Source organism: Paenibacillus nanensis (genome assembly GCF_003583765.1).
Taxonomy (GTDB): domain Bacteria; phylum Bacillota; class Bacilli; order Paenibacillales; family Paenibacillaceae; genus Pristimantibacillus; species Pristimantibacillus nanensis.
The window spans coordinates 56,568-70,307 of sequence record NZ_QXQA01000006.1 but is presented as its reverse complement, the minus strand read 5'-3'; the positions used below and the strand labels follow the sequence as shown (position 1 = coordinate 70,307).

The 13,740-nt window shown below is 54.1% G+C and carries 6 protein-coding genes; 5 read left to right on the top strand and 1 reads right to left on the bottom strand.

Features of this window, described 5'->3' with window-relative positions:
- Nucleotides 1–15: 15 nt before the first annotated feature.
- The 3 genes from D3P08_RS11565 to D3P08_RS11555 all read left to right on the top strand — a co-directional run bounded on the left by D3P08_RS11565 (nt 16) and on the right by D3P08_RS11555 (nt 8,358).
- Nucleotides 16–3,471 carry a glycoside hydrolase family 2 TIM barrel-domain containing protein gene (locus D3P08_RS11565; RefSeq protein WP_119599861.1) on the top strand — a complete coding sequence of 1,152 codons (3,456 nt, stop codon included), beginning with the start codon at nt 16–18 and terminating at the stop codon, nt 3,469–3,471.
- 352 nt (nt 3,472–3,823) lie between these two features.
- The gene (locus D3P08_RS11560) at nt 3,824–5,380 is read left to right on the top strand and encodes a response regulator transcription factor (RefSeq protein WP_119599860.1); all 1,557 of its coding nucleotides are present in this window, start codon (nt 3,824–3,826) and stop codon (nt 5,378–5,380) included.
- A 173-nt stretch (nt 5,381–5,553) separates the two neighbouring features.
- Nucleotides 5,554–8,358, top strand: a complete 2,805-nt coding sequence (locus D3P08_RS11555) for a glycoside hydrolase family 3 protein (RefSeq protein ID WP_119599859.1) — start codon at nt 5,554–5,556, stop codon at nt 8,356–8,358.
- Nucleotides 8,359–8,420: 62 nt separating this feature from the next.
- Here D3P08_RS11555 and D3P08_RS11550 read toward each other — a convergent pair whose 3' ends face one another.
- Nucleotides 8,421–9,317, bottom strand: a complete 897-nt coding sequence (locus D3P08_RS11550) for an AraC family transcriptional regulator (RefSeq protein ID WP_119599858.1) — start codon at nt 9,315–9,317, stop codon at nt 8,421–8,423.
- A gap of 136 nt (nt 9,318–9,453) precedes the next feature.
- On the opposite strand from D3P08_RS11550, the gene yicI reads away from it, so the two are divergent.
- The gene (yicI, locus tag D3P08_RS11545) at nt 9,454–11,769 is read left to right on the top strand and encodes an alpha-xylosidase (protein ID WP_119599857.1); all 2,316 of its coding nucleotides are present in this window, start codon (nt 9,454–9,456) and stop codon (nt 11,767–11,769) included.
- A gap of 176 nt (nt 11,770–11,945) precedes the next feature.
- Entirely contained in the window at nt 11,946–13,733 is a 1,788-nt protein-coding gene (locus tag D3P08_RS11540; protein WP_119599856.1) for a sensor histidine kinase, read from the top strand.
- The last annotated feature ends 7 nt before the right edge of the window (nt 13,734–13,740 follow it).

The window sequence follows — 13,740 nt, the reverse complement described above, 5'->3', positions numbered from 1 at the left end:
AGCGGGCATGCGGACATGAATACGAAAACGCTTTTTAACGACGGATGGGAATTCGCCAAAAGCGGCCTGGACGCGGAGGACTGCGCGGGACTAAGCTTTAAGCCCGTCGATCTTCCGCATGATTGGCTGATCTACCAGACGTCGGCGCTTTATGAGAACAGCATCGGCTGGTATCGAAAGCGACTGATTCTGCCTAAAGCGGAGAAAGGGCAGCGTTTGCTGCTTTATTTTGACGGGGTATACATGGATTCCTCCGTCTACGTTAACGGCAGGTTTGTCGGCGAATGGAAATACGGCTACTCTTCCTTCGAGCATGATATAACAGAGGCGCTCAGAGAAGGGGAGAACGAAATCGTCGTCAAGGCGGTCCATCAGAGACCGAACAGCCGCTGGTATTCGGGAGCCGGCATGTACCGGAACGTCTGGCTGAAAAGCAGGGGCGAATCGTATATCGAAACGGACGGGATCTATGTTGCGACCAGACGGCAAGGCGATCATTGGATGATTGAGGTCGACACGGACTTGAAGCTTGCGGGCCTCCCCGTCATCCTGGAGCATCGCGTATACCGCGACGGGCAGATCGTTGCGGAAGGCTCTAAGCGGGTGTCTGCAAGCGGCGGCTCGGCTCTGCAATGCCGTCAGACATTAATCGTCGAGAAGCCTAAGCTTTGGAGCCCGGATTCGCCGAACCTATATCAGCTGGTCACGACATTGAAGAGCTGCGCGGAGGAATCAAGCGAGGCTGAAGGGCATGGCGAAACGCTGGAGACAATTACACAGTTTATCGGCTTCCGCACCATCGAGATGGACCCGGAGCGGGGCCTTCTGGTAAACGGAGTGAAGCTGAAGCTGAACGGCGTCTGCGAGCATCATGATTTGGGCGCGCTCGGCGCGGCCTTCAATAAAAGCGCGATGCGAAGAAGAATCGCCATCCTGAAAGAAATGGGCGTTAACGCTCTCCGCACGGCTCACAACATGCCCGCGCCGGAGCTGATGGATTTGGCGGACGAGATGGGACTGTTCATTGTGTCGGAAGCGTTCGATATGTGGGAACGTTCCAAGACGCCTTACGACTACGCCCGATTTTTTAAAGAGTGGGCGTACCGCGATGTGAGAAGCTGGGTGCTGCGGGACCGCAATCACCCGAGCCTGCTCATGTGGAGCATCGGGAACGAAATTTATGATACGCATGCGGATGAAAGAGGGCAGGAGATTACCCGCATGCTGATGGATTATGTTCTGGCATTCGATCCGAAGGAAAACGCGAGGGTGACGATCGGCTCCAACTACATGCCGTGGGAGAATGCGCAGAAATGCGCCGATATCGTAAAGCTCGCCGGCTACAACTACGCCGAGAAATATTACGGGAAGCATCATGAGGAGCACCCGGACTGGATCATTTACGGGAGCGAGACCGCATCGGTCGTGCAAAGCAGAGGGATCTATCACTTTCCGTTCGAGAAATCAATCTTAGCCGATGACGACGAGCAGTGCTCCGCCTTAGGGAACAGCTCGACAAGCTGGGGGGCGAAATCGGCGGAGGCCTGCATTCTGGCGGAGCGGGATACGCCGTTTTCATTAGGCCAATTCCTGTGGACCGGGTTCGATTATATCGGAGAACCGACACCGTACCATACGAAAAACAGCTATTTCGGACAGATCGATACCGCGACGTTCAAGAAGGACTCGTACTATATTTATCAAGCCGCTTGGACCGATTATCGCACCCGCCCGATGGTTCACTTGTTCCCGTACTGGGATTTCAACAACGGCCAGATGATCGATGTCCGCGTTTGCTCGAACGCGCCTCGGGTCGAGCTGCTGCTTAACGGCGTGTCCGTCGGAACGCATCTTATTGATCATGAGCGAGGCGCGCAGCTAGTCGGCTGGTGGAAGCTGCCTTATGAGCCGGGAGAATTGAAAGCGATCGCTTACGATGAAGCGGGCAGCGTGATCGCCACGGATGTAAGAAGATCGTTCGGCGACGCAAAGCGGATACGCCTGCACGCGGATAAAGAAACGATGACGGCGGACGGCGCCGATCTTATTTTTGTCGAAATCGGAATGGTTGACGCGGCGGGGAATCCGGTGGATAACGCGAATAACCGCGTTCGCGTCGAAGTAACCGGCGCGGGCCGCTTGCTCGGTCTCGATAACGGGGACAGCACGGACTACGATCCGTATAAAGGACATAGCCGGCGCTTGTTCAGCGGCAAGCTTATGGCCATTATAGGGGCGACGCTTCAGCCTGGCGATATTCAAGTCAAGGTAACGTCTGAAGGCTTGGCGCCCGAAAGCCTGACTCTCGTCTCCCGCGAGGCTGAGGGAGGAGCGCCAGCCGGAGTATCCGCCAACGAAAGAAATCAGGAGCTGCCTTATGCGGCCGGCGGGCCGGAAGAGATTCCGCTGCGCAAAATCGAGATCATAAGCGATGCCGGACAAAGCTTTGACCCTTTGAAGCGGGAGATCATCGTTCAGGCGAAGCTGTGGCCGGAGAACACCTCCTATCGGGAGGTCGAGTGGAGAGCCGTAACCGATGAAGGCATCGACTCGAACATCGCCAAAGTTGAGGCGGACGGCTTGACGGCCAAAGTGACGGCCATCGGCGACGGCGCGTTCCGGCTTCGGTGCATGAGCAAAAACGGCACGGACAAAACAAAGCTCATCTCGCAGCTCGAATATACCGTAACGGGACTTGGAACCGCCTATAAAGATCCGTACGGGTTTATAGCAGCGGGGCTTTACGATTACAGCAAAGGCGAGGTCGGGAACGGTAACGAAAGAGGCGTGGCGACGAGCAGGGACGGCGAGACGCAGGTTGGGTTCCGCGGCATCGATTTCGGTCCATACGGCTCCGATACGATCACGCTTCCGATCTTTGCGTTATCCAGCGAGCCGTATACGATACAGATTTGGGAGGGCATGCCTGATGAGGAAGGCAGCGAAATGGTGGCCGATGTCATCTATCAAAAGCCCTCGAAATGGAATGTATATCAAGAAGAAACGTACCGCTTGTCCAAGAGGCTCAGCGGGGTTACGTCGATTTGCTTTGTTTTGCGCCAGAAGGTGCACATGAAAGGCTTCTCCTTTGAGCGGCAAAGCCGGGCGTTCGAACAAAACGACGCGGCGTCCTGCGAGCGGATTTACGGAGACAGCTTTACGGTTGCGGACGGCCGCGTAGAAGGTATCGGCAATAACGTTTCTCTCGAATTTCCGCATATGGACTTTTCCGAAGCAGGGACGGCAAAGCTTGTCGTGTACGGCCGCTCGGCGATTGATAAAAACACGATCCAGGTCCGGTTCGCCGGAACGGATGGGGAGAGCAAACAGCTCGTGGAGTTCGACCGGTCAGACGGCTATGAGGAGCGCGTCTTTCAACTGGAGAAGGTGAAAGGTCTGCAGAGCGTAACCTTTATCTTTTTGCCGGGCAGCCAGTTCGACTTCGGCTGGTTCCGATTCGAGCGCGGTTAAACAAGAGCTTGCTGGCGATTATCGTCAGCGGGCTTTTTTTTTGTCTATTTTCCATTACATACGGAAAGGCGTTGTTGCGCAGCATAACGTTCACAGCTGACAATTTCTTTCTCTATTAAGTCTGCTCAAGAGTATGTTATGCTTGGTGAACACGAATCGGGCATCCCGTTCGAAACATCAGAATAGTGCAACAAATGAACAGGATAATGTTTGCACGGAAATCGATCGTTTTTTTATAATGATTGAAAGCGCTTTACAAAATAGCGATAAGGTCGCAATTCGCAACATGAGAATAGGTACGGCAGCCCTTGCGCCGCCCGTTCAACATACACAGTCTGTGGGAGGTATCAGGATGATAAAAGTGCTAATAGTTGACGATGAGCCTAAGCAAAGAGAAGGCTTGCGTGCTTTTATCGATTGGCAATCTTACGGATACATCGTAGTCGATACGGCTTCCAGCGGAAACGAAGCCATTGAAAAATATAAGGCGTACCGGCCTGATCTCGTCATTACCGATATCCGGATGCCCGGTATGGATGGCCTGCAGCTGACGGGCCAGCTTCGGGCAATGGACGCCAAGCTTCATTTTTTAATTTTAAGCGGATACGCCGATTTCGAGTACGCCAAAAAAGCGATGGCCTACAAAGCGGACGGCTACCTGATGAAGCCGGTAGATGAAGAAGAATTAATCGAGTATTTGAAAAAAATAAAAGATCAGATCGACCGCGAAAAATCGTCTGAGCGATGGCAGCACGTGTCCAAGGAATGGGGCAGGGAAGCGTTCATCCGGTCGCTGCTGACCGGCGCGTCCGAGCAGAACGACCGTATGGAGGAGGAGGCCCGGGAGCTGGGGCTTCTCTGGAACAGCTACCAAGTGCTGCTTCTGTCGCTCAAGCAGGGCGAAGACGAAGAGCTGGAGCCCGCCGTGCTGACAGGATTGTGGAAGAGGCTCTCGGCAATGTTCGAGCAGACGGGGCGCGGCTTCGTGTTTATGTATCAGGCGAAAATCGGCGTACTGCTGAAGGAGCCGATTCTGAGCGTCGAGACGGAAGACGTCTACCAGGATATTCGGAAGGCGCTAGAAGGGACGGGGACCGATTTCTCCGCTTCGCTCGGTCATAAAGTTTGCGCCATTCGAGATGTGGCGTCCTCCTACGCTTCTGCGCGGGATTTGAACAAAAAGCATTTTTTTATCGGGGAGGGCAAGCTCCTTTGCCCTGACATGCAGGAGAAAAAGGAAGCGTCAGCAAGCGGTGATGACAGCCGCAGCGCGGAGACGTGCAAGGAGCAGCTGTATTACGCTTTGGAGGTTGGCAATAAGGAGACGATGCAAGCTCTGCTTCGGCGCATGGGAGAGAGCCTTGTGGCGGAAGGGTATGGCGAGGCGGCGATTAAGCGCCGATTTGTCGAGCTTCTGACCTCCATACTCGCCAAAGGAATTAAAGATTTCCCGCAGCTTCAAAGCTGGAGCAATGACCATTCGGACTTTATTGCCGATATTTATAATGCCCGGACGCTGGAGGCCATTTATAATAAATCCGGTTATTTCTTGGAGCAAATGATGAGCCAGCTCAGCAAAGGCGGCAATCACCATGAAGTGAAGATGATGCTGGATATTATTAACCGGAACTTCAGCGATAATCTGAAGCTGGAAACGCTGTCAGGCATTTTTAATTATAATAGCGCTTATCTTGGAAAATTGTTCAAAAATGCGACAGGCGAATACTTCAATACGTACCTGGATAAGGTGCGTATCGAAAAGGCGAAGGCTTTGCTTGAGGAAGGCATGAAGGTCTATCAGGTGGCCGAGAAGGTCGGCTATACGAATGTGGACTATTTCCACACCAAGTTCAGAAAATATGTCGGCACATCGCCGTCTGCTTATCGGAAAACAGTCAGCCACGCGTAGCCGGCCCTAAAAAGCGCGGATCTCTATCGCAGAGATCCGCGTTTTTGCAATGGCTAATAAAACGTATGATTATTATATGAAAACGTAACTAATTATTGGTGTTTTTAAGCGCTTACAGAACAAAGTATGATGAAGGTGGGAATAAATCAAGAGAGAAGACAGGGGGAGCGGGGATGAAACATCCGTATCAAAACCCGGATTTGCCGTTGGAGGCGCGGGTTGACGATCTTATCTCCAGATTTACGCTGGATGAAAAAATCGAATTAATGTGCCAGTACCAGGCCGAAATTACTCGGCTGGGGGTACAGAAATATAAACATGGAACAGAAGGCGCGCATGGGGTCGCTTGGCTGGGCGAAGCGACGGTATTCCCGCAAAATACTGGACTTGCCTGCACGTGGAACCCGGAGCTTATGCGTGAGATCGGCTCCGTGATCGCAGAGGAAGCGCGCGTCTACTATCAACGGAACCCGGCGATTAACGGGCTCACGATCTGGGCGCCGACGGTCGATCTCGAGCGCGACCCGCGCTGGGGCCGGACCGAGGAAGCGTACGGCGAGGATCCGCATCTGACAGGCAAGCTTTCGACCGAGCTGGTCAAAGGGATGCAGGGTGACCATCCGTTTTATTATAAAACGGTTGCGACGCTGAAGCATTTTTATGGAAATAATAATGAAATTGACCGCGGCAGCGCTTCCGTTAGCATTGATCCGAGAAATAAACGGGAATATTATTTGAAGGCGTTTGAGATGCCGTTCCGCGAAGGACGCGCCGGCTCGATGATGACGGCGTATAACGGCGTTAACGGGACGCCGTGTAACCTTAACCGCGAAGTGAACGATATCGTGAAGGACGAGTGGGGCATGGACGGCTTTGTCGTCGGTGACGCCGGCGACGTGCTGGGCACGGTCATGGATCATCATTATGTCGATTCCTACGCGGAAGCGGTGGCGGGCTCCATAAAAGCCGGCATCGACAGCATTACGGACGATCAGGACATTTCGTTCCGCGCGATTCGCGACGCGCTGGAGCAAGGGCTGCTGAGCGAAGCGGATATGGACCGCGCGCTGCGCAACACGTTCCGCGTGCGATTCCGTCTCGGCGAGTTTGACCCGGCTGACCGTAACCCGTACAGCCATGTGCCGGAATCGAAGCTTTGCGCGCCGGAGCATGCGGCGTTATCGCTGCGCGCGGCCCGCGAACAGGTCGTGCTGCTGAAAAATAGCGGACTGCTGCCGCTGCGTAAGGAGCTGAGCTCCGTTGCCGTCATCGGTCCGCTTGCGAACGAGGCGTATACGGACTGGTACAGCGGCACGCCGAAGTACCGGATTACCCCGCTGCAAGGCGTGCAAGAGAAGATGGCCGGCCGTGAAGTAGGGTTCCACACCGGACTGGATGTTGTGCGGATCCGCTCGGCGGAGACGGGACGCTACGTTCGTCTGGCTGATACGGACGAATTCGCTCTAGTCGCGGATGCTGAAGACGCGTCGAATGCGGCGCTGTTTGAACGCAATGACTGGGGATGGGGAAGCGTGACGCTGCGCGAGGTCGGCACACGCAAATACGTAACCGAAAGCGACACGGGTCTCAGGGCGACAGCCGAAGAGGCGCGCGGCTGGTTCGTGAAGGAAGCCTTCGCCTTCGAACCGTTATCGGAAGGCCGCCTGGCGATGAAATCATGGGAGGGCAAGCCGATTGCGGTAAACGGCGAGCGTCAGCTTGTCGCCGATCATGGACAATCGCAAGAGGCCGCATCCTTTATCGTCGAGGTCGTGCAAGAGGGGATTGAGGCGGCTGTTCAGGCTGCGAAATCGGCTGAAACGGCGGTCGTGTTTGTCGGAAACAGCCCGTTTATTAACGGCAAAGAGACGATCGACCGTCCGGACATTACACTACCGGAAGCTCAGCATGCGCTTATCCGCGCCGTATTTGAGGCGAACCCGAATACGGTCGTCGTGATCGTCGGCGGCTATCCGTTCGCGGTGAACTGGGAGAACGAGCATGTGCCGTCCATCCTCTTCACCTCGCATGCGGGCCAGGAGCTCGGCCATGCCGTTGCCGATGTGCTGTACGGCGACTACAACCCGGCCGGACGGCTTAACATGACTTGGTACAAGTCCGTCAGCCAGCTGCCGGATTTGATGGATTACGACATTATTAAAGGCAAGCGCACTTATCAATATTTCGACGGCGAAGCGCTTTACCCGTTCGGTCACGGTCTAAGCTATACGCAATTCGCCTATGGAGGCTTATCGCTCAGCCGCGACCGGATCGGAGCAGACGACTCGGTGACGGTAACGGTAACGATCCGGAACAATGGCGCGATAGCGGGAGACGAGGTTCCTCAATTGTATGTAAGGGCAAATGGATCGCGGGTCATCCGTCCGCTTAAAACATTAAAAGGGTTTAAGCGGGTACATCTGGCGGCAGGCGAGGAGAAGACGGTGGCGTTCGAGCTGTCCGCTTCCGAGCTGGCCATCTGGGATGTCACGAGGGAAAGATACTGCGTGGAAAGCGGCTCTTACACCGTGATGGTCGGATCGTCCTCCAGCAGCATAGAAGCTGAAGCTGCGCTGCAAGTGGAGGGGGAAGTGATCCCGCCAAGATTGCTGAGCGGCAAAGTAAGAGCTGTCAATTATGACGACTATGCGAATGTGTACGTCGACGAGTGCCGCGAAGGCGGGGAAAGCGTAAGGCTGAAAGCGGGAAGCGGCTGGATCGCATTCAAGGATGTAGAGTTAGGCGAAGGCGCCGCTCTGTTCGAAGCAAGAGTATCGGGGCATCTCAAAGGCGGAGAAATCAAAATCGCGTTGAACAGTCCGGACGGTCCGCTTGCCGGTTCGTGCAAGGTCACGCCTACCGGCGGCCGCCAGGCTTGGACAACCGTTCGCGCGGCCCTCGAAGGCATAAGCGGGCGGCAGGATGTGTATGTGAACCTGGAAGGCGAGGTCCAAATCAGCTGGCTGCGCATCAGCTAAGCGGAAACGGCAGGGAAGAATGATCTCTTCATTCTTCCCTGCACTGTAACCGCTGCAGGAGGTTAGACTGGAATTTGCAGCTTCTTCCGAAAGTCGGAAGGCGAGCAATTCATCGTTTTACGGAATACCCGGATGAAGTAGCTGATATTATCGAAGCCGACCTCCAGCGCGATCGCCGATATTTTCCTCTCGGGCTGCCTAAGCAGCTCGGCGGCCTGCCGAATCCGGTACGAGTTGATATAATCCATCGGCGTCTGCCGGGTCATCGATTTGAAGAAACGGGAGAAATGTCCTTCGCTCATCGGAATAAGGGCGGCGAGCTCGGACAAACGGATTTGCCTTTCATAATTTTGCTGAATGTATTGAATGACGGTTTTTAAACGCTCGATCTTGGAGGATTCGCTGCGGCTGCTGGCTGTCCGGCTGCATGACTTGCCGCTTGCCGCAAGCTCGGCGAGCATCAAGTACAGCCGTCCCTTCACGGCACCTTCAAAGCCGGGCAGCTCTTCGCTGCAGCTGTTCATGATCGCGGCGATATGCGCGATGAGGCCGGCCGAATAAGGATCCTCCGGCTTGATATGGCGCGGGAAGGTGGCCTGCCGCTCTACAAGCGGGAGAACCAGCTTTTCCTGCACCGCGTCATAATTGGCGCTTGCCAGCAGGCTCGTGTTGAAGACGAGCGAGAAGAACGAGCAGCCATCATCGCCATGCGCGTGGGCGGCATGAATATCTCCGCCGTCGACAAAGACCGCTTCGCCGGCACGGACGACAAAATAATCGGTATCGACCTGAAAGAGCGTTTCGCCTTGCAGGCAATAAAAAAACTCGGCTTCATCATGCCAGTGGCAATCGATAACATGCTCGCCGGCGCCGTAACGCAGCCAATACGTTCCGAACGGATGCTGCTCGTCGCCATGCGTGCGGCTCTCCTTGAGCGAATGTCGCGTCGCTTGATCCAAACGAATCACCTCGTCATGATCGTGTTATAAATCGGCTGAAAAATGTTAGTTTGCTTCTATATGAATCAGTATAATGCAATTATTAAGACATGAATAGTGACAATACTACAAGAAATTGAAGGGCGGTTTGTCAATTATGAAATTTACTGACGGCAACTGGTTGATTCGGGAAGGCTTTTCGCTTTCGACAGCAGTTCAAGCGCATGAGATTTGGGTGCAGGACAACACCTTGAATGTAGCGGTATCCACGACACCGATCCATAACCGCGGCAATATGATCAATACGACGCTTCTGACTGTGCAATTCCATTCTCCGCTTCCGGGCGTCATCGGCGTAAAGCTGACGCATTACGCGGGAACGGTTGACCATGGTCCGTCGTTTGAGCTTGCGTCCGCAGGCGGCCATGCGGTTATTACGGAGAATGACGATTATGCGGAGCTGAAGAGCGGCGACTTAAGCGTACGCGTCTCCAAAGGCATGCAATGGGCGGTCGATTTCTTCCGCGGCGAAAAGCGTATTACCGGCAGCGCGTTTAAATCGATGGCACATGCGACGGATCCGAACGGCGACGTCTTCATGCGCGAGGAATTGGATCTATCGGTCGGCGAATGGGTATACGGCCTTGGCGAACGGTTCACCTCGTTTGTGAAGAACGGTCAAATCGTCGATATTTGGAACAAAGACGGGGGCACCAGCTCGGAGCAAGCTTACAAAAACATTCCTTTCTACGTGACGAACAAAGGCTACGGCGTATTTGTCAATGACCCGGGCGCGGTTTCGTTCGAGGTTGCTTCGGAGAAGGTGAAGAAGGTTCAGTTCAGCGTTCCGGGCGAGACGATCGAATACTTCGTCATCGACGGTCCGGAGCCGAAGGACGTGCTGGACAAATATACGGCGCTTACCGGTAAACCGGCGCTGCCGCCGGCATGGACATTCGGTCTGTGGCTGACGACTTCGTTCACAACGAACTATGATGAAGCGACGGTTAATTCGTTCGTGGACGGCATGGCGGAGCGCGACCTGCCGCTGCACGTCTTCCATTTCGACTGCTTCTGGATGCGCGAATTCCACTGGACGGACTTTAAATGGGATGAGCGCGTCTTCCCGGATCCGGTAGGCATGCTGAAGCGCTTGAAGGAAAAAGGACTTAAAATTTGCGTATGGATCAACCCGTATATCGGACAGCGTTCCCGCTTGTTCGAGGAAGGCAAGAAAAACGGCTATTTGGTGAAAAAGCCAAACGGCGATGTATGGCAGTGGAACTTGTGGCAGCCGGGCATGGCGCTTGTCGACTTTACGAACCCGGAGGCTTGCGAATGGTTCGCAGGTTACCTGCGCGAGCTGGTTGATATGGGCGTCGACAGCTTCAAGACCGACTTCGGCGAAAGAATCCCGACGGATGTTGTTTACTACGACGGCTCCGATCCGGTCAAAATGCATAACTACTACACGTACCTCTATAACAAAGTAGTATTTGACGTCCTGGAAGAAAAGCTCGGCAAGAACGAAGCGGCATTGTTCGCGCGTTCGGCTACCGTTGGCGGACAAAAGTTCCCGGTTCACTGGGGCGGCGACTGCTACGCCGACTACGAATCGATGGCCGAGAGCCTGCGCGGCGGGTTATCGCTCGGTCTATCCGGCTTCGGCTTCTGGAGCCACGACATCGGCGGCTTCGAGAACACGGCGCCTTCGCATGTATTCAAGCGCTGGCTGGCCTTCGGCTTGCTGTCGAGCCACAGCCGTCTGCACGGCAGCAGCTCGTACCGCGTGCCATGGGCATACGACGATGAGGCGGTTGACGTAACGAGATTTTTCACGAAGCTGAAATGCAGCCTGATGCCTTATCTGTACGACACAGCCGTATACGCGACGGAAAAGGGCGTTCCATCGATGCGAGCGATGTTCCTGGAATTCCCGAACGATCCGGGCGCCGAAACGCTTGACCGTCAGTATATGCTCGGCGATTCTTTGCTGGTTGCGCCTGTATTCAGCGAAGAAGGCGAAGTGACGTACTTCTTGCCGGAAGGCACATGGACGCATCTGCTGTCCGGCCGTGCGGTAGAAGGCGGCAAGTGGCGGAAAGAATCGTATGACTTCTTCGGCCTGCCGTTGTTCGTCCGTCCGAACACGATTCTTCCGAAAGGCGCGAACGATACGCGTCCGGATTACGACTTCGCGGACGGCGTTGAGCTGGGTCTGTACCAGCTGGAGCAAGGCAAAATGGCATCCCGTACGGTTCGCAACATGAAGGGCGAGACGGAACTGTCGGTTACAGCTGTACGCGAAGGGGCAACGATTACGGTTCGCGCCGAAGGCGCAGGCAAACCGTTCAGCCTGTCGCTGCACGGCATGGGCAATGCGACAGCCGTACAGGGCGGCAAGCTGACGGAGCAAGGCACAATCGAGGTTGCCGGCTTCTCCGGACAGATCGAAGTCACGATCTCCCTATAACTACAAGTTGCTCGCGGCTGTCCGTTTCGATTAAGATGAAGCTATAGGTCTTTCTAACCAAAGCCGAATTGGAAATATCCCCTCTTGCGATAAGAGGGGATATTACCATTTATTCGACATATCCCAGATTGGCTGAGGTCACGTTTTTTCATATTTTATCCGGAGGACAAGCTGCCATGATAACGAAATGGATTCGACTGACGAACAACCTGAAGCTGAAGCACAAATTGATCGCCTCCTACATTTTAATCGTAATGATTCCCGTCTTGATTGTCGGCGGCGTTGTGGTCGGCTATTTCCGCGCGCAAGCGATGGACCGGGCAATCGAGCAGGCGACGAACAATGTGGAGAAAATTAAAACCCAAATGGGAGATATGCTTCAAATTCCGCTCGATATATCGGATACGCTGCTGCTGGACGAGTCGTTGGAGATCATCGCCACGACGCGTTATGAAAGCGTTCTCGAATTGACGAGCGCCTATCGCTCCTATGAAGGCTTTCAGCAGTACTTTAAGCTGTACCGCGAGATCGGGGGCATGCGGTTTTATTATGAAAACCCCACATTGATTAATAATCTGGAGCTTATTCCAGTGGATGAGAGAGTCGCGGACAGCTATTGGTACAAGCAGGCAAAGACATCCAAAAGCGTGAGATGGTACTATATCGACGACAATGAGGATATTCCGGTAAATAAGCTAAGCCTCATTCGTCAAGTTCCGTTCCCTGACCGCCAAACATCCGGCGTATTGATGATATCGCTCGATCAGCTGGAGCTGAACCAAATGCTAAGCCAAGAGCCGTTCGAGACGTTAATCGCAGACGAGCGCGGTTATGTGGTGGCTGCAAAGAACCCGGCATTCGTCGGACGGACGCTGGACAAGCTCGATTACGACGTCGATCTAAGCCAAGCTATGAAGGGCAGCCATAAGCTCGATATTAACGGGGAGCAATCGTATATGATTGTCGACGAGCTTACGCCCGAGCTGAGCGCAAACAAGCTGCGTATTGTTTCGGTGTTCAGCACCAAAGCGATTGTACAAGACGCGAATCGGGTAAGCGTGATCGGTCTGCTCCTTATTTTACTTGTTTTGCTGATCGCTTTATTTTTCGTCTATACCGTCTCGCTGCTTACTACGAACCGATTGCTCGGTCTAAGCCGGCACCTGAACAGGCTGGCGCTTGGCGATTTGAATGTCGTGTCGCGAATTGACGGCAATGATGAAATCGGCCAGTTGTCCAGACAATTCAACTATATGGTAGAGAGCATCCGTACGTTGGTTCGCCAGGTCGTCGAAAAGACGGAGCAGAACAATGCCCTGGAGCTGGCGCAGCGCGAAATTAAGCTCAAAATGATGGCAAGCCAGATCAATCCGCATTTCCTCTTCAACGCGCTCGAATCGATCCGCATGGACGCTTTGATGAAGGGGGAGAAGGAAATTGCCAACGTCGTCCGCCTGCTCGCCAAGCTGATGCGCAAAAACCTGGAGGTCGGCAGAGATCATATTCAGCTGAATGAAGAAGTCGAAATGGTGAAATCTTATTTAGAGATCCAAAAGTTCCGTTATGAGGAAAGGCTTCACTATGAACTAACGGTCGACCCGGAAGCGTCCCGCGTCCAGGTGCCGCCGCTTATCATCCAGCCGCTTGTCGAGAATGCGGTTGTGCATGGCGTCGAAGGGAAAGAAGACGGGGTTAAGGTTGAGCTGATCATTCACGTGCGCGATCACGAGGTCCACGTTACCGTAAAGGATAACGGACTTGGGATGACGCAGGAGAGGCTTGACCAAGTTGTTGCCTCACTAACCGGTCCGGAGGAAACGGGACGGTCCCGCATCGGATTACGGAACGTCCATCAAAGACTCGTCATGACCTACGGGGAGCAGCATGGCCTGCGAATCACGAGTCTTTACGGCGAAGGCACGGCATTTTCATTTTCAGTGCCCATGAATCATTTTTATGTCTAATTTCTAC